Below are 18,375 nucleotides of genomic sequence, written 5' to 3'. Positions count from 1 at the left end.
GATCGCCATTGACTGCCAAAAATCCTTGTTCTAAAATGCCGCTCGCGTCACAATATAGGAAAGTATTTATACTCAGATAATTATTCTCTTGAAAATTCATACAGAATGTTAGTACAACCAGAAACTACTAAAGCAGACTCCCTCGATCTCAACTGTGACATAGTCATTGTTGGCGGTGGTATTGTGGGGACGACTCTGGCAACAGCACTAAAAGATTCTGGCTTAAATATTATCTTGATTGAAGCTCGATCCCCAGAGGTAACAGCAGCTAAAACCCAAGCTTATGCCCTTTCTCCCCTATCTAGACGTATTTATGAAGGAATTGGCGTATGGAAGGATATATTTCCCTATATTGGTAAATATCAGCATATTAGTCTGACTGATGCCGATTATCCTCAAAAAGTTAAGTTTGAAACCAAAGATTTACCAGGAGAATATTTGGGTTATGTGGCGCAGCACAATATAGTTATTGCTGCCTTACATAAATATCTGACCGACTGTCTTAACGTTACCTGGCTTTGCCCAGGGGAGGTGATTAACCTAACGACAGAAAAAGGTGTTTCAACGGTAGAAGTAAGCGTTAACGGAGAACAGCGTTTAATCAAAACTAAACTAGTTGTCGGGGCAGACGGAGCGCGATCGCACATTCGCAACTTAGCAGGAATTAAAACCCGTGGTTGGAAATATTGGCAATCCTGTGTGGCATTTACCATTAAGCATACTGCCTCAGAAAACAATACTGCTTTTGAACGTTTTTGGCCGACTGGCCCGATGGGAGTCCTGCCGTTACCAGGCAATCAGTGTCAGATTGTTTGGACACAACCCCATGCCAAAGCTAAAGCTTTAGCTGAACTAGATGATTCGGCTTTTTTGGCTCAACTACGAACCTGTACGGGCGATGTTTTAGGAGATTTAGAATTAGTTAGCCAACGTCTCGTGTTTCCAGTGCAGCTAATGCAGTGCGATCGCTATATCAAGTCCCGTTTAGCTTTGATTGGTGATGCTGCTCACTGTTGTCATCCTGTTGGTGGACAAGGTTTAAACATGGGTATTCGGGATGCCGCTAGTTTGGCCCAGGTACTACAGACTGCTCACGATCGAGGACTGGATATCGGTACAGTTAAAATTCTCAAACGCTATCAAGGTTGGCGAAAACTGGAAAATTTAGCAATACTCGGCTTTACTGATTTGTTAGATCGAATATTTTCTAACAATTGGTTGCCAATAGTTGCCCTGCGTCGTTGGGGATTATGGCTGATGAGCTATTTTAAACCCCTAAGGATTTTTGCTCTGCGACTCATGACGGGCTTACTCGGCAGAACACCAAAGTTAGCTCAACGCTAAGTAGATCGACTTATTAAGTATTTATTCAGTCACAGATTAGCTCGTACTTGGTCAGTCTGAGAATTGCGATCGATGTTATTATCATAGGTTGTAATCAAGGCACAATTACAGCTTAAGGCTGGGAAAAAAGCATTTATTTTCCTTTAATTCTCAATATCAGTAACTAACTACAAACAGAAGCTCGTACACTATGATTCACGATATATTCATGCCCGCCCTCAGTTCCACAATGACCGAAGGTAAAATTGTCGAGTGGACTAAATCTCCTGGGGACAAAGTAGAAAAAGGGGAAACGGTCTTAGTAGTAGAGTCGGACAAAGCCGATATGGACGTTGAATCTTTTAACGAAGGCTACCTGGCAGTTATCTTAGTCGAGGCGGGACAAGAAGCTCTTGTAGGCAGTGCGATCGCTTTAGTAGCCGAAACTGAAGCCGAAATTGAATCAGCTAAACAACAAGCGGTGAATCATGTAAAAGGTGGAAGCAAACCAGAACAAGCAGCCCCCGTAGCAGTTACCGCTCCAGTAGAAGTTAGTACTGCTACCGTATCCAGCAATGGTAATAGCTCGGGCAGAACTATTGCTTCACCCAGAGCGAAAAAATTGGCTAAACAGTTGGGTGTGGATTTAAAAACTCTTCAGGGAAGTGGTCCTTATGGTAGAATTACGGCGGGTGATGTCGAACAAGCCTCAGGTAAACCTGTAAGCACTCCTGCTGCGACTCCTTTGGGCGTTGTTCCTCAGGCTACTGCTAACTCTGCACCTGCTGTCGTGGCTGCCCGTGTTACTCCTAGTGCTGCTCCCACAACTGCTGCTCCCACAACTGCTGCTCCCGCAACTGCTGCTCCCACAACTGCTGCTCCCGCAACTGCTGCTGCCCCAGCCAAGGTTAATCCTGGTGAAACTGTACCCTTTAATACTCTGCAAAAAGCGGTGGTACAAAACATGGTGGCAAGCTTGCAAGTGCCTATTTTTCATGTAGCTTACACCATTACTACTGATGCTTTAGATAAACTTTATCAACAAATCAAACCCAAGGGCGTGACGATGACGGCGTTATTAGCTAAGGCGATCGCCGTTACCTTGCAAAAACATCCTGTGGTTAACGCTGGCTATACTCAAGATGCCATTAGCTACAACTCGGAAATTAATGTTGCTGTGGCAGTAGCTATGCCCGATGGTGGACTAATTACTCCCGTATTGCGTAATGCAGATCGACTGGATATTTATTCTCTCTCGCGCACTTGGCAAGATTTAGTCGCCCGCGCCCGAGCGAAACAACTCAAGCCCGAAGAATATACTACTGGGACATTTACCCTTTCCAATTTGGGAATGTTTGGAGTCGATAATTTTGATGCTATTTTGCCTCCAGGACAAGGCTCAATCTTAGCCGTTGGTGGCTCAAAACCTCAATTGGTAGCTGATGATTCAGGCATGATGGGAGTAAAACGCCAGATGAAGGTGAATATTACTTCCGATCACCGCATTATTTATGGCGCACAGGCAGCAGCTTTCTTGAAAGATCTGGCGACTCTGATTGAAACTGACGCTCAATCTTTGACGCTTTGAAAAAAGCGATCGGCTTTAAGCTTTAGAACAAGATTGTACTAACTTAAATAAAATATAGGGAAAAAAATGTTATTGTGTCTTTTTCCCTATCAAATAATAATTAAAGACTGACTTATAACAGCCTATACAGTTCAATTGAGGAGTAAACCAAAATGAGCGAGCGGTTTCTCTACGAAAAATCTGTAGCATATCAGGAATGTTTGATTATTCCCTTCGTTTTTAGCTGCGTTGATGGTCAAAATATCTACTCTTATTCTCTACTATCAGAGCAAGGCTACACCAGCATCTTACACCAAGCAGTAAACCCTGCTCAGTTGTATTCTAGTACAATACAAGAGATTGTAACGATCGCCCAACAACATTTAGATAGCCAATTAATTTTAGAAGGATCGCGCTATTTTCGGCAGCGTTATACCTATCATCACAATCTAATTGTGATCCATCAAGAAGCTAACAAGTGTTTTTACGATCATTACGCGCCAAACAAGTTAATCAATATCGCTGCACCCAAAATATTTAGTTGTCCGTTAGACTGCATCGCCTGGGTTAAGTCGGGACTACAGCGCCACCAAAATGATTAATTTGCTTCTTTAACAATCACAAAGGGCTGGACAATCAAAGCCGTGAATTCTTTCTGTGGTGTCTGATTCCAATGGGTAAGTTCTGCTGAAGTTGGCTTAGAAATAAATTGTTCGCTAATCCATCGTTGAACTGAAGGTGTATTGTCTTGCGCGATCGCTACTGCTACTTCAGAAAGATCTAACTCATCTTTAACTACGATAATGGCATCTCTTTTGGCGTGAGGCTGCAAGTCTTGCCAAGAAATATTGGCAACATCTTTTTCTAATTTCTCTTTTAAACCTGACATAGTCAATTGGATTGCTATCTACTTCCAATTATCTTAAGGCTCTGCTGGGAAATTTAGCAAATTGGCTGTTGCCTTTTAAATCATTTTAGGCGATTATTTCAGGACTTTTCAATCTCGCAATTTTCACCTTTAACTCTTCTGCCATCTTTAATAAATCGTTTTGAGCGATCGCCTGTTGTTCTGCCGATGCCAACCATTTTAAGTTAACGGTATTATTCTCCGCTTCTGCATCGCCTAAAACCAAACAAGCAACTGCACCACTGCGATCGGCTCTTTTAAACTGTTTACCAAAAGCACTACTGCTTAGATCTAGTTCGACACTCAAACCTAAGCTACGTAACTTCTGCGCCAATAACAATCCCTGTGCTTCTGCTGCCTCACCACGAGAAACAATATACATATCGGGAATATTAACAAGATTAGATTCTAGCTGTTGCAACAGCAATACTAATCTTTCCATGCCAATCGCCCAACCTACCGCTTGAGTTTCAGGACCACCTAGTTCTTTTACCAAGCCATCATAGCGTCCACCACCACAAACTGTTGCTTGTGCGCCTAAATCATTAGATTTGATTTCAAAAGCAGTGTAAGTATAGTAGTCTAAACCCCTCACTAGGCAATGATCGATCTGATATTTAATATTTAAGTCCGTGAGTAACTGCAACACCAGATCAAAGTGTTTTTTCGATTTTGCACTAAGATGCTCGGTAATTTTAGGCGCATTTTGGGCAATTTCTTGAGTTTTAGGGTCTTTACTATCTAGTATTCGTAGAGGATTACGGGTTAATCGATCTTGTGAATCTCGATCTAAATCAGCTTGATAAGGTTCGAGATAGCTAACCAAAGCTTCACGATACTGAGCGCGATCTTCACCATTTCCCACCGAATTGATATCTAACTGCAAATTTTTCAGACCCAAAGTGCGCAAAATATCAGTAGCTAAGGCGATAACTTCGACATCTGCACGAGGAGCATCACAGCCTAGTAATTCTAAACCGACTTGATGAAACTGACGCTGACGACCAGCTTGTGGTCGTTCATAACGAAACATCGGACCCGTATACCAAAGTCGCTGTACACCTCCTTGGGCATGAAGCTTATTTTGAATATAAGCTCTGACTACTCCTGCCGTACCTTCAGGTCTAAGAGTAATAGACTTATCTCCTCGACTACTAAAGGTATACATTTCTTTACCTACTACGTCAGTAGCTTCTCCAATCCCGCGCTCAAATAATGCTGTCTGCTCAAAAATTGGCGTACGAATCTCTTGATATACCGCCCGACCCAATATTTCTTTGACCGTTGCTTCAATTAACTGCCAGTATCCAACTTCCTCTGGCAAAATATCTCTTGTTCCTCTTAATGCTTGAATCATTTATTGCTTATGCTGCTTTTGTGTCTGGAAAAAACTGACCGCAGAAGACCGAGTCCCGTTCACTAGTAATTATAGGCGATCGCTCTTCGCCGAGATATTTCTAGCCAACGTATTAATTTGGTTGTGATAGAGTGGTTAGCATCCGAATTGTGTTTGATTTGCCTGCACCGTTTGCTCCTAAAATACCCAATATTTCTCCTTCTTCTCTAATTAAAGAAAGATGATCGACCAGCAAAATTTTTTTGTCTGTTTTGTCAATATTTAATAATGTTACTGGTGCATTATTCATTGATATTTACAATTTTTATTTATAAACCAAAAAACAATTATCAAAGATAATGCTATTATCTTTTCAAGCCATTTTATTAAAATTGTTAGCAACAACTTGATTCAATCTTTAAACTTATAAACGAGATTAATAGCTAGAATTATTAGCATCACCATAGCTCTCAGTTTTTTTTATCTCTTGGAGCGTTTTCCATCCTGGTAGCCATAAGGAATCGTCCTTAAGCTGAGACGCATTAACCCAAAAGCGGGTTTGAGAATCGCAAGATGCTACCATCTCGGCAAAGATCCATTTTCCTTGATTTTTGCGATTAGTTACCTGAAAATGTCTCCACCCCCATGTTTTTTGTTTGGCCGTCCATTTTGAGCCAATTAAGTAGGGGAACTTTAGTTTTTGTTTTTTCGACATTTTAACCTCAAGAGATAATAATGATAGTCTAGTCGCAATAATCTACTCTTTTTCATTGTGATATTTTTATGAAAATTACCTCTGTTTTGTATCAATTATTTTTAGAACGAGTTAATAGCTATAGCGCAATCGCTTTATTCTTCTGTTTGGCTCTTGCATCGGCTCCAGCAATTGCTCAGGACAACACTATTGAATTACAAGATACAAATTCAGGACAATCATCAACTGAACCACAACAATTCAACTATAGAGATTTACCACCCCTAGAAAACCAGACAGCTCCTAGCTCTAACCCTACACAAGTTACAGCTCCTATACCTCCAGCTAACGTAGAATTTGCGACTGAGGAAACTGACTATACTTTGGGAGCTGGCGATACAATCAATCTCAATATCTTCCAGGTAGAAGAATATAGCGGACAATATCCTGTTTTGGTAGATGGTACTATTAGTCTGCCCTTAGTTGGTCGAGTTGATGTTAGAGGTTTGAGTCTCAAGCAAACTTCTGATGTAGTTTCTAAAGAGTATGCAACTTATCTTAAAAGACCAATTATTACTGTTGGTTTAGTTACACCTCGCCCCTTAAGAATTGGTATTGCGGGAGAAATAGACAATCCAGGAGCTTATGAGGTTGCTCTAACTGCTGAGAATCCTCAGTTTCCTACCGTCACTGATATGCTAGAACAAGCTGGCGGTATTACTACTATTGCTGACGTGCGTAACGTCAGAGTGACCAGAGAAAATAAGGGCAAAGAAGTTGTTTACAATGCTAATCTTTGGGATCTACTAACCAGAAATCAAATTAGGCAGGATATCTCTCTTCGAGATGGAGACACTATCTTTGTACCTACAACTGATAAAATTAATACTTCTGAACTAGATCGTTTAGCTCAATCTAGCTTTGGCTTACAATCAGACAAACCGATCAAGATAGCGGTAGTAGGAGAAGTGTATCGTCCAGGTTCTCATTTTATTCAACCAGGACTACTCAGCAGAGATAGTATTAATGTAGCTAATCAAGGAAAAGAAGAGTCAATTCCTCCCAGACTTTCTCAGGCTATTAGTGCTGCTAATGGTATCAAACCTCTAGCAGATATTAAACAAGTAGAGATTAAACGTACTGCCTGGAATGGTGAAGAAAAGACGATTGCGGTTAATCTATGGGAGGTTATTCAATCTGGAGATACTAGCCAAGATATTATTTTGCAAGAAGGAGATAAAGTCCTTATTCCTCAAGCAAAGGCACCTACCGAAGAAGAAAGACGTCAACTTGCCTCAGCTACTTTTTCTCCAGAGACAATTACAGTTAATGTCGTAGGAGAAGTAGTTACCCCAGGTCCTGTAGAAGTAGAGCCAAACACTCCGCTCAACCAGGCTATTTTAGCTGCTGGTGGATTTGATACTCAGCGTGCCAACAGTAAGGAGGTCGAACTGGTTAGCCTTAAGCCAAACGGTACGGTAGAAAAGCGAAAAATTCAAGTCGATTTTGGCGCAGAAGTTAATGACGAAACTAATCCAGTTCTCGGTCAAAACGATGTAGTGGTCGTTGGTCGTTCTGGTACAACCGCAACTAGCGATAGTATTGGTAATGTAACTAGCCCTCTTGGGGGTCTATTTGGTTTATTTAATGCCATCTTTTAGATAAGAGTGCGCTAAAGTGTTAGCCCATTGCTCTGCCACATCTTGCAGTGGCAATGGGTCATTATGCGAATAATTTAAAATAATCCGCGTTGTGAGGATTGATAAAATAATGCCCGATAGAAGTTCAGATCGTTCTACTTATCTTCCTTCAAAAGATAGAAATGGTAATGGGATTGGTCTTAGAAATGCAAACGATACCTATGCCTATTCCTTACCTGTGGTTGACCAATCAGGAGAAGCCGAAGGAGATAGTATCGATCTACGTCAATTAACCAGTATAGTTAAACATCGCTTGCGTTTAATTTGTGGTGTAGTTGCTGGCGTAACTGCTTTATCGGCAATTGTAACTTTTAATCAGGAAGCAAAGTATGAGGGTAGTTTCAAACTTTTAGTCGAGCCGGTAACCGAAGAGCAAGACGATACTCTTTCAATATTGCAGCAGGATTTAGGAGGATTAGACTATGAAACTCAAATTAAAGTACTGCAAAGCCCTCGCGTTCTCGAACCAATCGTCAAAAATCTGTCTACTAAGTATTCAGAAATCGAATATGATGAGCTAATCAAGCCGAAAAGGTCTCCCCTAAAAATTGAGCAGCTAGACGAAACCAAAATAATAGAGGTGTCCTACGTTGATGGCGATCCAAACAAAATTCAGTTTGTTTTAGATAATTTGGCAGAAGCTTATCTGCGTTATTCTTTAGAAGAAAGAAGAGTAGAAGTTAGACAAGGTATTGATTTCGTTGAGAGGCAATTACCAGAGGTAAGGTCAAGAGTTGATCGGTTGCAAGGTAAGCTACAAAAATTTCGTCAGCGATACAATCTATTAGATCCAGAACAGCAAGCAGGAATATTAGCCAGGCAGCGGGTTGATTTTGAGCAAAAATACTTTAATACTCAGGCTGAATTAAAAGAAACAAAATCTTTATACGCCTTGCTCCAAAATCAGCTGAGATTGGAACCGCAACAGGCGTTAGCTGCAAGCTATCTAAGCGAATCACCACGATACCAAAATTTGCTAGATGAGCTACAGCAAGTCGAGGTAGAGCTAGCTAAAGAATCTTCCCGCTTTTCAGACCAGAATCCAGTTGTTCAAGCTTTGGAAGATAAAAAAACTCGTTTACTTGCACTGTTGCAGCAGGAAGCCAGTGGAATTTTAGGTCAAAATTTGACCAATGCAGTAGAAAACACGCCAAATTTAACTTCTCCTAGCTCTTTACGCCTGGGACTCAACCAAAAGTATATTGAAGCCGCTAATAAAATCGAAATACTTGAGCTTAGAGAGCGGGTTCTACAAGGAGCGATCGCTGAGTTGAATAGTTTGACCAAGCAAATGCCTGTTATCGCCCGTCAATATACTGATTTAAACAGACAGCTAATTGTAGCCACCGAGAGTTTAAACCGCTTTTTAACTGCTCAAGAAGAATTACAGCTTCAAGGAGCGCAGCAAGCGCTTCCCTGGCAAGCGATTTCACAACCTAGCGTAGCGGAAAATCCTATATCTCCTAATCCTGTTCGTAACCTGGCGTTAGGCTTAGTTTCTGGTTTAATGTTAGGTTGTGCCGCAGCACTATTAGCAGAGCGTCTCGATCCAGTTTTTCACTCTTCAGAAGAGCTAAAAGAGAGAATAAAATTGCCTATATTAGGTTTGATTCCAGTACAAAAAGATCTCAAACCTTTAGATGAATTATTAGTAGAACCTAAAAAAGAAAAAGTTAATTTGCCTCGATTACAAATTGGTAACAACACTCTTAATCTCAATCGCTCTTTTAAAGCTTCGCCAAGGTCTGCTGTCGATAGTAAGCAAAAATGGTATGGTGCTTCTCCTTTCTTAGAGTCTTTTCGCTCTCTTAACACTAATATCAAGCTTTTAGGCTCTGACACTTCAATCCGCTCTTTTGTAATTAGCTCCTCTATTCCCTCGGAAGGAAAATCGACTGTCTCCTGTCATTTAGCACAGGCAGCAGCAGCAATGGAGCAAAAAGTCTTATTAATTGATGCCGATCTGCGCCGTCCTCAAGTTCATCGCTGGATTGGGATTGAGAATCAAGAAGGCTTGAGTAACGTTTTAGCTACTGGCCTAGACGTTGAAGAAGCAATTGTCAAAGTTCCTCAGTGGGAAAATTTATCTATCATCACGGCAGGAGAAATTCCCCCAGATCCGACTCGCTTACTCTCCTCTCAAAAAATGTACGCTTTGATGGAACGTTTAAAAAGCAGTAGAAAATATGACTTAATTATTTACGATACTCCACCAATATTAGGATTTGCCGACGGTAGAATTTTATCAAGTCGTACTGATGGAGTGATATTGGTAGTCAGAATTGGCAAGACCGATCGCTCTTTACTTAAGCAAAATATTGATAATATTAAAATGTCTAACGTGCCCGTTCTAGGAGTAGTCGCAAATCAGGTCAACCGCACTACTAGCTCTTATCATTACTATAATCATTATTATGCCGATCGCCAGTAAGAAAATTTCTGGTAGTAAAGAAAAAATTGTCAATGTATTTGAGAATATTGTCACGATCATAAATCTGAATTTAATCTAGTGAACCTGCCAGTTATTTCCTCGACCTTTTTTTTGACCCTGTTGATGATGATCGGGTTATTTTTCTTCATTCGCGCTTCAGTCAAAGATCGTACCAAGCAGATACAGCTTGTTCCTGCTGAATCTGCAGATATTTTGCTTAAACAATTGCAAGAATATTTTGAAGCCAGGGCTTACCGACTAACCGCCGTTAATGCAGAAAATAAGCTGATTGTTTTCAAAGGATTTGTACAGCCCAGCCTTTTCTTAGCTATATTGTTAAGTTTTTTAGCGGTAGTAGGTTTATCTTGTTTGGTTTTGGTGTTGTTTTTGCTGTTTCCTAATGTTAACAATCTATTATTTTGGCTATTGGTTTTGATTGCACCCTTAGCTGGCGTTTTTTATTGGCGTAAAGCTGGTCGCTGGGAAGAAGTGTTATTACAGGTCACATCTAGAACAAATAGCCCTAATTTAGTCACCGTTACTGCTCATCGAGATGAGTTGATTAAACTACAGGAAAACCTGTCGGTGAAAACAGTGGAATAAATATAACTATTAGCTTAATTAGGTTTGATTAAAATTTAATAATTTTAGGTTAGATCTTCAAAGGGAGATAAACATAATATTTATCTCCCTTTAAAAAAATCTAAGTATTTAAGTTTGCTTAAATTTGCTTTAAATTAATGACTCTTACTCTAACGAGTAGCTGCTGTAGCGATCGCTTTATCATTATCCCACTCTTGAAGATCGATTGATTGCAGACTGGGAAAGAGAAAGTGGTTTTCTTCTACATATTGAGCGCCAAACAAACCTTTTTCTGCCCAGAAATAACGATCTGTGGTGTGTTCGTTTCTTTTAACCACCAAAACGGATGGAGGCTGAATCCCGCGGGAGGCTATGTAGTTGCGAGCCGCAGTTACTGGCTTATCTTCACCGCTTTCGATATGATACTGAGGAACGAGTTCTAGAATTTTGCGCCCTTCTTGGCGACGACGGCTTTTGCGTTTACGTTTCCTTGCCAACCCTTTGACCTCCTAAATTTTACTTACTGAATACTGTGTCATTGGTTACTATTTTCAGTTTTATTGTATCGTAATGAACAAAAAAAATCAACTGTTTTCTAGGGAAATTACCGAATAAAAATTAGGCAAAGATGCTATCTAAAAAATGTGTTGTTTAATATTTTATGATGAGAAAACAGCGAAATAGTCAAAAACCAAAATTAGATATCTAGGTTAAGTTGATAGCCATTTTCATAGCTACCATATAACTTTTTAGAAATCTCTGCCCGTGGAGCATAATGTCAAACAATCATATTTCCAGTACCGAATTTACTACTTTGTGTCAATCCCAGATAAATTTATTGTCTCAAAGTTTGGGTGCGGTTTGGAGTGTTATCTATTTGACAGAAGAAATGAGTGAAGACGTGCAGGCGCAATTGTTTCCTTTCGCGATTTATCCTCCAACCACAAATCAAAGTTTTTGTGAGCTTCCTCCTACTAAGTTATCGCAAATCTGGCAGGCATTACAGTCTCATTCCATAGCTCAATTATTACCTAATAATTTAACAACACAGAAGGAAACGAGATCGACAGAATCTACTTGGAAACCAGAGCCAACAGATACGCAACAGCTAATTTTACCGTTGATTCATCAGGATGCTTTTATTGGTCTTTTGGTAACCGGACGTGATGATCGAGAATGGTTACAAGGCGAGCTGCAACAGATAGAAGAAATAGCTCGTACGATCACGATCGCTCGCTTCATTGAACTCCAGTATCATTGGACACAAAATGAGTTGGCAGTCCAGGAAAATCTGAGGCGTATCGAACACGATCGCCTAGATAATTTATTGCATCAGTTACGCAACCCTCTAACTGCACTGCGGACATTTGGCAAATTGCTGCTTAAACGCCTTTTACCAGATGATCCTAACAGTAATTTAGCCAAAAGCATTTTGGCACAGAGCGATCGTTTTCAAGCTTTGCTAGAGCAGTTTGAGACAGAATCTAACCAGCTAGCTACCTTTGATTCTCAGGTTGCGCCTCATAATAGTTATAGTTCTTTTCCTCTGTTGGAAACTAAAATTAATAACAAAGTTGATCGCAGTAGTTTTCTCTTACCAAGTTCTGCTACTGAACTAACTTCTGTTGATTTAACCCAGATTTTAGAACCGTTGATTGCCACCGCAACAGTAATCGCCACCGAAAGAGACATTGAGCTGATTAATAAGATTCCTAACATCTTACCAGAAGTGACAGGAGACGTTTCTGCTCTTAGAGAAATTCTCAATAATTTGATTGATAACGCCTTGAAATATACTCCCCCAAGGGGAAAAATCCAGCTCGATCTTGAGATGGCAAAGCCTGCCATGTTGGGTATAGCAATTAAAGATACGGGATACGGTATTCCCATAGCGGATCGAGAGCAAATCTTTGAACGGCATTACCGAGGCATACAGGCTCAAAGCAATATTCCTGGTACTGGATTGGGACTGGCGATAGCTCAAGAATTGGCGACAAAAATGCAGGGAAAAATTGAATTGATTAGTCCAAACAATTTATCCGAAAATAGTCCAGGAACTACCTTTATTGTCTGGATTCCTATTTCAACTCATAATTGACAATTATTCATTCAATTGATGCGAAAATTATATTTTTTATTGCCTGGAACAACAGGAAAGTTCGGTGGCGGTGGACTATGGGCCGAGTTAAATACCTGTGTTTTGGCGCAGCGGATCTGTTCGGCAGAAGTAGTTACTTATCGCCAAAGGGAAGAAAAGTATTTGTTCTTAAACGACATATTGCCCAAAATCAGCCCAAAATCAGCAATTTTCCTAATTGGTTGGGGTTTTGATGTGCCTAAAATTATTACCCAGCTTAAAGGTCAAAATATTATCTATCATGCCCATAGCGCAGAATACGGCTTCGCTCTACCTCCAGAAATTCCGATTATTACTGTTAGCCGAAATACTATGGGGTACTGGGGAGCCAAGGCTGCTAATGGATTAATTTACTATTTACCTAACCAGATTGGCGATGAGTTTTATAATTTAGACCGACCGCGAAATATTGATATTTTGCTACAGACTCGTAAAGCTTCAGAATATCTGCTACAACAGCTAATTCCTGCCCTACAGTCTGATTATCGGGTAGAGGTTATCGATAGCTACGTTCAAGATTTAGCAGGATTATTTAACCGCAGCAAAATTTATCTTTATGATTCAGCCGAATATTGGGCAACCAGCGGCGTGACCGAAGGCTTTGGTTTACCACCTTTAGAGGCTTTAGCCTGTGGTTGTCAAGTATTTTCTAGCGTTAATCATGGACTAGCCGACTATCTCGATCCTGGATTTAATTGTCATAAGATTGCGGGCTATTCTCTTCAGTACGATTTACAAAGAATTGCTCAAGTATTGCAACAACCTACGAAGATCTCAGAATCTTGGTTAACTCAATATCGCAGTGAACATTTAGTAGCCAGATTAGAGGTGATTTTAACCGAAATTAATCAGTTTTTTGACTGGAGACTGCATTATCCTGCCAACATTAAAAGCTTAAACAACAGACGTATTAATCAATTAAAAATCCAGAAAATATTTGGCAAGTTACAGCAGAAATTAAAACTAAAATAGATCTGAGCTAATTATGCGAAATCTAAAAGACTTCTGTGGTAGATATAACAGGGTTTTTATGCCACCAGAATGTGCCAAAATATGCTAGAATTTGATTATAAAATGCTACTATATTGGGCTTTATTGGCTATAAAAGAGAAAAGCGCCGAGTTTATCAGCCATTAATCCAAATTATTGCATATATTTGGAGTTTTTCAGAGTATGACCACTTCCCAGGAACGGATTATCCCCATCGATCTGAGTAATGAAATGTCTCGCTCCTATTTGGAGTACGCCATGAGCGTAATTGTAGGCAGAGCATTGCCAGATGCTAGGGATGGTTTAAAGCCAGTCCATCGTCGCATCCTCTACGCTATGTACGAACTAGGACTTACCCCAGACCGCCCGTTTCGTAAGTGCGCTCGTGTTGTGGGGGAGGTATTAGGTAAATATCATCCTCATGGTGATACGGCTGTTTATGATGCCTTGGTGAGGATGGCGCAGGATTTCTCAATGAGAAGTCCTTTAATCAATGGACACGGAAACTTTGGTTCAATTGATAACGATCCTCCCGCAGCGATGCGTTATACCGAGTGTCGTTTACAGTCCTTGGCAACAGATTCATTGCTACGGGATATTGAAGCAGAAACGGTAGACTTTGCCGATAATTTTGATGGTTCAGAACAAGAACCAGTGGTATTACCCGCGAGGATTCCCCAGCTGCTGATTAATGGTTCGTCGGGGATTGCCGTCGGGATGGCAACCAATATTCCGCCCCATAATTTAGGAGAAGTGATTGAAGGTGCGATCACTTTAATTCACGCTCCAGAAATTAGCGATCTAGAATTGATGCAATACATCAAAGGTCCTGATTTTCCGACAGGAGGACAAATCATCGGCAGAGCGGGCATTAAAGAAGCCTACACTGCGGGACGGGGTTCGATTACGATGCGGGGAATAGCAGAGATCGAAACCCTGCAACAGAGAGGTAGAGCGGACAAAGAAGCAATTATTATCACTCAGTTACCCTACCAAACTAATAAAGCAGCCCTAATTGAAAAGATTGCCGACTTGGTTAACGACAAGAAAATTGAGGGTATTTCCGATATTCGCGACGAAAGCGATCGCACTGGGATGCGGATTGTCATTGAACTAAAGCGTGATGCCTATCCGCGGGTTGTCCTCAACAATCTTTACAAGCAAACTGCCATCCAGGCAAACTTTGGTGCCAATATGTTGGCATTGGTCAATAGTGAACCCCAACTATTAACCATTCGTCAGTTTCTCAAAGTATTTTTAAACTTCCGCGTCGAAGCAATTACCCGCAGGACTCGCTATCAGCTACGAAAAGCTGAAGCTAGAGATCATCTACTACAGGGCTTGTTAATTGCTTTAGAAAACATTGATTCAATTATTCAATTATTGCGAGGGGCTGCTGATGCTACCACGGCTAAAAATGAGCTAGTAGAGCGCTTTGGTCTGTCCCATACTCAAGCCGATGCGATTCTTCAGATGCAGTTGCGTCGTTTAACTGCTTTAGAAGCCGAAAAAATTCAGGCAGAACATGAAGACTTGCAAAATCAAATTACCGACCTGAATGATATTTTGGCAAGAAAAGAACGGATCGAAGAGATTATCGAGACCGAACTTACTGAAATTAAGAATATTCATGCTACTCCTCGACGTACCGAAATTGTTCAAGGAGAAGGAGAACTACTTGATAAAGATTTGATTGCCAATGAACAGTCGGTTATTTTGTTAACAGAACAAGGCTATATTAAACGGATGCCCGTGAGTACCTTTGAAGCCCAAAGTCGAGCGACAAGAGGAAAAGCAGCGGCCAAAATGAAGGAAAACGACGGCATCGAACACTTTATGACCTGTTGTGACCACGATACGGTCTTATTCTTTAGCGATCGCGGGGTAGTCTACTCCTTTAATGCTTACCAAATTCCTGCCACCTCTCGTACTGCTAGAGGAATTCCCCTAGTTCAAATGTTGCCGATATCTCAGTCAGAAAAAGTTACCTCGCTGATTGCGGTTAGCGAATTTACTGAAGATGAATATCTGGTGATGCTGACTCGCAAGGGGAACATTAAAAAAACTGCTTTATCGGCTTTTGCTAATATTCGCTCTAACGGCTTAATTGCAATTTCTTTGCAAGACGAAGACGAATTACGCTGGGTACGTTTGGCAACCCAAGAAGATAGCGTAATTATTGGAACACGCAAGGGAATGGCGATCCACTTTCAAACCAATAACCAACAGCTACGTCCTTTGGGCAGATCGACAAAGGGAGTTAAATCGATGAAGCTTAAAGGCAATGATGAGCTGATTAGTATGGATATTATTCCTGCTCAGATAGTTGCCACTATTGATACGGTAGGAGATGAAGAAGATGAAGACAGTGCCGAAGAACTGATCGATGAAGCAGTAGATCAGGGTCCTTGGCTACTGGCTATTACCAATAATGGCTATGGTAAGAGAGTGCCTATTGCTAAATTCCGCCTGCAAAATCGCTCAGGAATGGGAGTAAGAGCCATCAAATTCAAGTCCAAAGACGACCGCCTAGTGGCAATTGACATTGTTAACCCAGACGACGAACTAATGATTGTCACCAATCGAGGTATTATGATTCGTCAGGCGGTACTAGCAATATCTTTACAATCTCGTAATGCTACTGGAGTAAGGGTTCAGAGGTTAGATAAAGATGACGCGATCGCAGCTGTTGCTCCTGTTCCGCCAATAGAAGCTGAAGTAGAAGAAACATCGCCATAGAAATCAAACTAGAGCGAGCGTGTTCACGGTCAAGCCGTTTATCCTCATTGCGGTAAGAATCTCGATGTGGTTTAACCATACACTCCTGCCCTTGCACGTCCGTAAAACCACCGCGTCGAAGGGAACCCCAGACGAACGGGGCATAAGCCCCATCGTCATGTTTTGCATGACTTTGAGACGAGCGGCTTTGTGGGTCGCTCGTCAAAGTAGTTATCATCAAATATGCTAGCACCCTGCTATCGAGCGTAAATGCTAAATGTTTCTTTCGTATAAGTAAAGTAAGTATTAAAATTATGGAGACTTAGTTAGCAGTCTTTTAGGCATTTGCGTCGATGGATAACAATCTTGTAGGACAAACTATTCAGGGACGTTATTACGTCGTCAAACAACTAGGAAGGGGTGGAGTAGGGGTCACTTTTTTAGCTCAAGATCGACAGTGTTTTGATAGTCAATGCGTAGTTAAGCAACTTAAACCCAAAACGGTCAATCCCAAGACTTTAGAAATAGCCAGAAGGTTATTTAATCGAGAAGCTGAGATTATGAATAGTTTGGGACATTGCGATCGCATTCCCCGACTACTGGCTTATTTTGAACACAATAATGATTTTTTTTTAGTTCAAGAATTAATCGAAGGACATGACTTGAGCCAAGAAATAATTTCAGGTAAGTCTTGGTCTGAAGATAAGGCGATTGATTTGCTAGAGAATGTTCTCGAAGTACTTTCAATCGTGCATCAGCACAACGCGATCCATCGCGATCTCAAGCCTTCCAATTTAATGCGTCGTAGTCAAGATCGTAAAATTGTCTTAATTGATTTTGGCTCTGTCAAGCAAGTAAGTACCCAAATTATTAACGCAGCAGGACAGGTCAAACAGACTGTAGCAGTTGGTACAAAATCCTATATGCCGATGGAACAAATGATGGGTCGTCCAGGATTTTATAGTGATATTTACGCTTTGGGCATAATTACAATTCAAGCTTTGACAGGAATAAAGCCACAAAAATTGTCGTTTGACGATGATGGTGAAATAATTTGGCGCAACCAGCTAAATCCTCAGCTAAACTATCGGCCTAAGTTGCTGGATATTTTAGACAAAATGGTACGCTATCGCTATCAGGAAAGGTATCCCTCAGCAGAAGTTGTCCTATCCGAACTCAAACAGCTAGATGCGGCTCAAAATAGCACTAAGGATACGACGATAGTTTCCAATCGCAGCCCTGCTCGACCTCAACTAACTCAACTGCCGATACCAAAGCTAGATCGAGAAACAGCGATTCTAACTAGCAACCCTGCTTCTAAAGTAAAAGAAGTTGTGAGCCAAAATATCTTACTTACTGACTCTCAGGAAGTTGCTGCGTCTCAAGCAAAATCCAATCCAGTTCAGTCTCGGAAAAAACCCAAGTTTGCCGTAGTTTTTACTGTAATTAGTACGCTGACAATATTAACTACTGCTTTGGGAGTATGGTCACTATATAAAGAAAAGATCACAGTGCCAGAAATAGCACTATCCCTTTATGAAAATCCAAGTCATGGTTTTAAGATAAATTATCCTGAACTTTGGTCACAACAAAATAGAGATGACTTTTTTGCTACGGGAGTGGTATTTTTCTCGCCCCTCGAAGATGATACAGATCGATTTAAAGAAACGGTAAGTGTTCTAGTAGAAAATCTCTCTAGCGACATATCTTTGGCGCAGTATACTGTTCAATCTATTTCTGAAATCAAAAAATTATCCGATCCTAACGTTAGCAAAGCTCAAAACATCAACTTGGGTAACCTCGAAGGGCGACAAGTTATTTATAGCGGAGAAGAGAACGGCAAGCGGGTACGAAGAATGCAAACTTGGTCAGTTAAAGATAATCAGGCTTACGTAATTACTTATACTGCTCTGCCCGAAAGCTTTGAGAGCTATTTAGCTCCTGTGGAAAAGATGATTGAATCTTTTAAAACTATCGATCGCTAATTACC

The 18,375-nt window shown here is 40.8% G+C and carries 15 protein-coding genes; 10 read left to right on the top strand and 5 right to left on the bottom strand.

The features are described 5' to 3' along the window. The first annotated feature begins 105 nt into the window (after positions 1 to 105). The 3 genes from V6C71_26215 to V6C71_26205 all read left to right on the top strand — a co-directional run bounded on the left by V6C71_26215 (position 106) and on the right by V6C71_26205 (position 3,492). The gene (locus tag V6C71_26215) at positions 106 to 1,344 is read left to right on the top strand and encodes an FAD-dependent hydroxylase (GenBank protein HEY9771954.1); all 1,239 of its coding nucleotides are present in this window, start codon (positions 106 to 108) and stop codon (positions 1,342 to 1,344) included. A 190-nt stretch (positions 1,345 to 1,534) separates the two neighbouring features. Next, positions 1,535 to 2,911: a dihydrolipoamide acetyltransferase family protein gene (locus V6C71_26210; protein ID HEY9771953.1), complete on the top strand. Its 1,377-nt coding sequence runs from the start codon at positions 1,535 to 1,537 to the stop codon at positions 2,909 to 2,911. Positions 2,912 to 3,063: 152 nt separating this feature from the next. Further along, positions 3,064 to 3,492: a hypothetical protein gene (locus V6C71_26205; GenBank protein ID HEY9771952.1), complete on the top strand. Its 429-nt coding sequence runs from the start codon at positions 3,064 to 3,066 to the stop codon at positions 3,490 to 3,492. Here the strand turns inward: V6C71_26205 and V6C71_26200 are convergent. The 4 genes from V6C71_26200 to V6C71_26185 form a co-directional block, all read right to left on the bottom strand. Next, positions 3,489 to 3,779, bottom strand: a complete 291-nt coding sequence (locus V6C71_26200; protein ID HEY9771951.1) for a DUF2288 domain-containing protein — start codon at positions 3,777 to 3,779, stop codon at positions 3,489 to 3,491. The two genes, V6C71_26205 and V6C71_26200, sit on opposite strands and share 4 nt — an antisense overlap. A gap of 85 nt (positions 3,780 to 3,864) precedes the next feature. Next, on the bottom strand, positions 3,865 to 5,154 hold the full coding sequence (gene hisS / locus V6C71_26195) for a histidine--tRNA ligase (GenBank protein HEY9771950.1): 1,290 nt from the start codon (positions 5,152 to 5,154) through the stop codon (positions 3,865 to 3,867). 112 nt (positions 5,155 to 5,266) lie between these two features. Next, a complete protein-coding gene (locus tag V6C71_26190) occupies positions 5,267 to 5,443 on the bottom strand; it encodes an ATP-binding cassette domain-containing protein (GenBank protein HEY9771949.1) in 177 nt (58 codons plus the stop codon). Positions 5,444 to 5,569: 126 nt separating this feature from the next. After that, positions 5,570 to 5,848 (bottom strand): TIGR02450 family Trp-rich protein, encoded by a 279-nt coding sequence (locus tag V6C71_26185; protein ID HEY9771948.1) that lies wholly within the window; start codon positions 5,846 to 5,848, stop codon positions 5,570 to 5,572. Between the two features lie 68 nt (positions 5,849 to 5,916). Between V6C71_26185 and V6C71_26180 the strand changes: the two genes are divergently transcribed. The 3 genes from V6C71_26180 (at position 5,917) to V6C71_26170 (ending at position 10,561) form a co-directional block, all read left to right on the top strand. After that, positions 5,917 to 7,488, top strand: coding sequence for a polysaccharide biosynthesis/export family protein (locus tag V6C71_26180; GenBank protein HEY9771947.1), 1,572 nt, complete (start codon positions 5,917 to 5,919; stop codon positions 7,486 to 7,488). A gap of 109 nt (positions 7,489 to 7,597) precedes the next feature. Further along, a complete protein-coding gene (locus tag V6C71_26175) occupies positions 7,598 to 9,958 on the top strand; it encodes a polysaccharide biosynthesis tyrosine autokinase (protein ID HEY9771946.1) in 2,361 nt (786 codons plus the stop codon). A gap of 78 nt (positions 9,959 to 10,036) precedes the next feature. Then, on the top strand, positions 10,037 to 10,561 hold the full coding sequence (locus tag V6C71_26170; protein ID HEY9771945.1) for a cofactor assembly of complex C subunit B: 525 nt from the start codon (positions 10,037 to 10,039) through the stop codon (positions 10,559 to 10,561). Between the two features lie 149 nt (positions 10,562 to 10,710). Here the strand turns inward: V6C71_26170 and V6C71_26165 are convergent, their stop codons facing one another. After that, the gene (locus V6C71_26165; GenBank protein ID HEY9771944.1) at positions 10,711 to 11,037 is read right to left on the bottom strand and encodes a DUF3155 domain-containing protein; all 327 of its coding nucleotides are present in this window, start codon (positions 11,035 to 11,037) and stop codon (positions 10,711 to 10,713) included. 278 nt (positions 11,038 to 11,315) lie between these two features. Between V6C71_26165 and V6C71_26160 the strand changes: the two genes are divergently transcribed. The 4 genes from V6C71_26160 to V6C71_26145 all read left to right on the top strand — a co-directional run bounded on the left by V6C71_26160 (position 11,316) and on the right by V6C71_26145 (position 18,370). Continuing rightward, positions 11,316 to 12,638, top strand: a complete 1,323-nt coding sequence (locus V6C71_26160; GenBank protein ID HEY9771943.1) for a HAMP domain-containing sensor histidine kinase — start codon at positions 11,316 to 11,318, stop codon at positions 12,636 to 12,638. A gap of 18 nt (positions 12,639 to 12,656) precedes the next feature. After that, positions 12,657 to 13,649, top strand: coding sequence for a glycosyltransferase (locus V6C71_26155; protein ID HEY9771942.1), 993 nt, complete (start codon positions 12,657 to 12,659; stop codon positions 13,647 to 13,649). A 201-nt stretch (positions 13,650 to 13,850) separates the two neighbouring features. Further along, positions 13,851 to 16,406 (top strand): DNA topoisomerase (ATP-hydrolyzing) subunit A, encoded by a 2,556-nt coding sequence (gene gyrA, locus V6C71_26150; GenBank protein HEY9771941.1) that lies wholly within the window; start codon positions 13,851 to 13,853, stop codon positions 16,404 to 16,406. A gap of 332 nt (positions 16,407 to 16,738) precedes the next feature. Continuing rightward, positions 16,739 to 18,370, top strand: a complete 1,632-nt coding sequence (locus tag V6C71_26145) for a protein kinase (GenBank protein HEY9771940.1) — start codon at positions 16,739 to 16,741, stop codon at positions 18,368 to 18,370. The last annotated feature ends 5 nt before the right edge of the window (positions 18,371 to 18,375 follow it).

Source organism: Coleofasciculaceae cyanobacterium (assembly GCA_036703275.1).
Taxonomy (GTDB): domain Bacteria; phylum Cyanobacteriota; class Cyanobacteriia; order Cyanobacteriales; family Xenococcaceae; genus Waterburya.
This window is presented reverse-complemented; position numbering and strand designations above follow the sequence as displayed.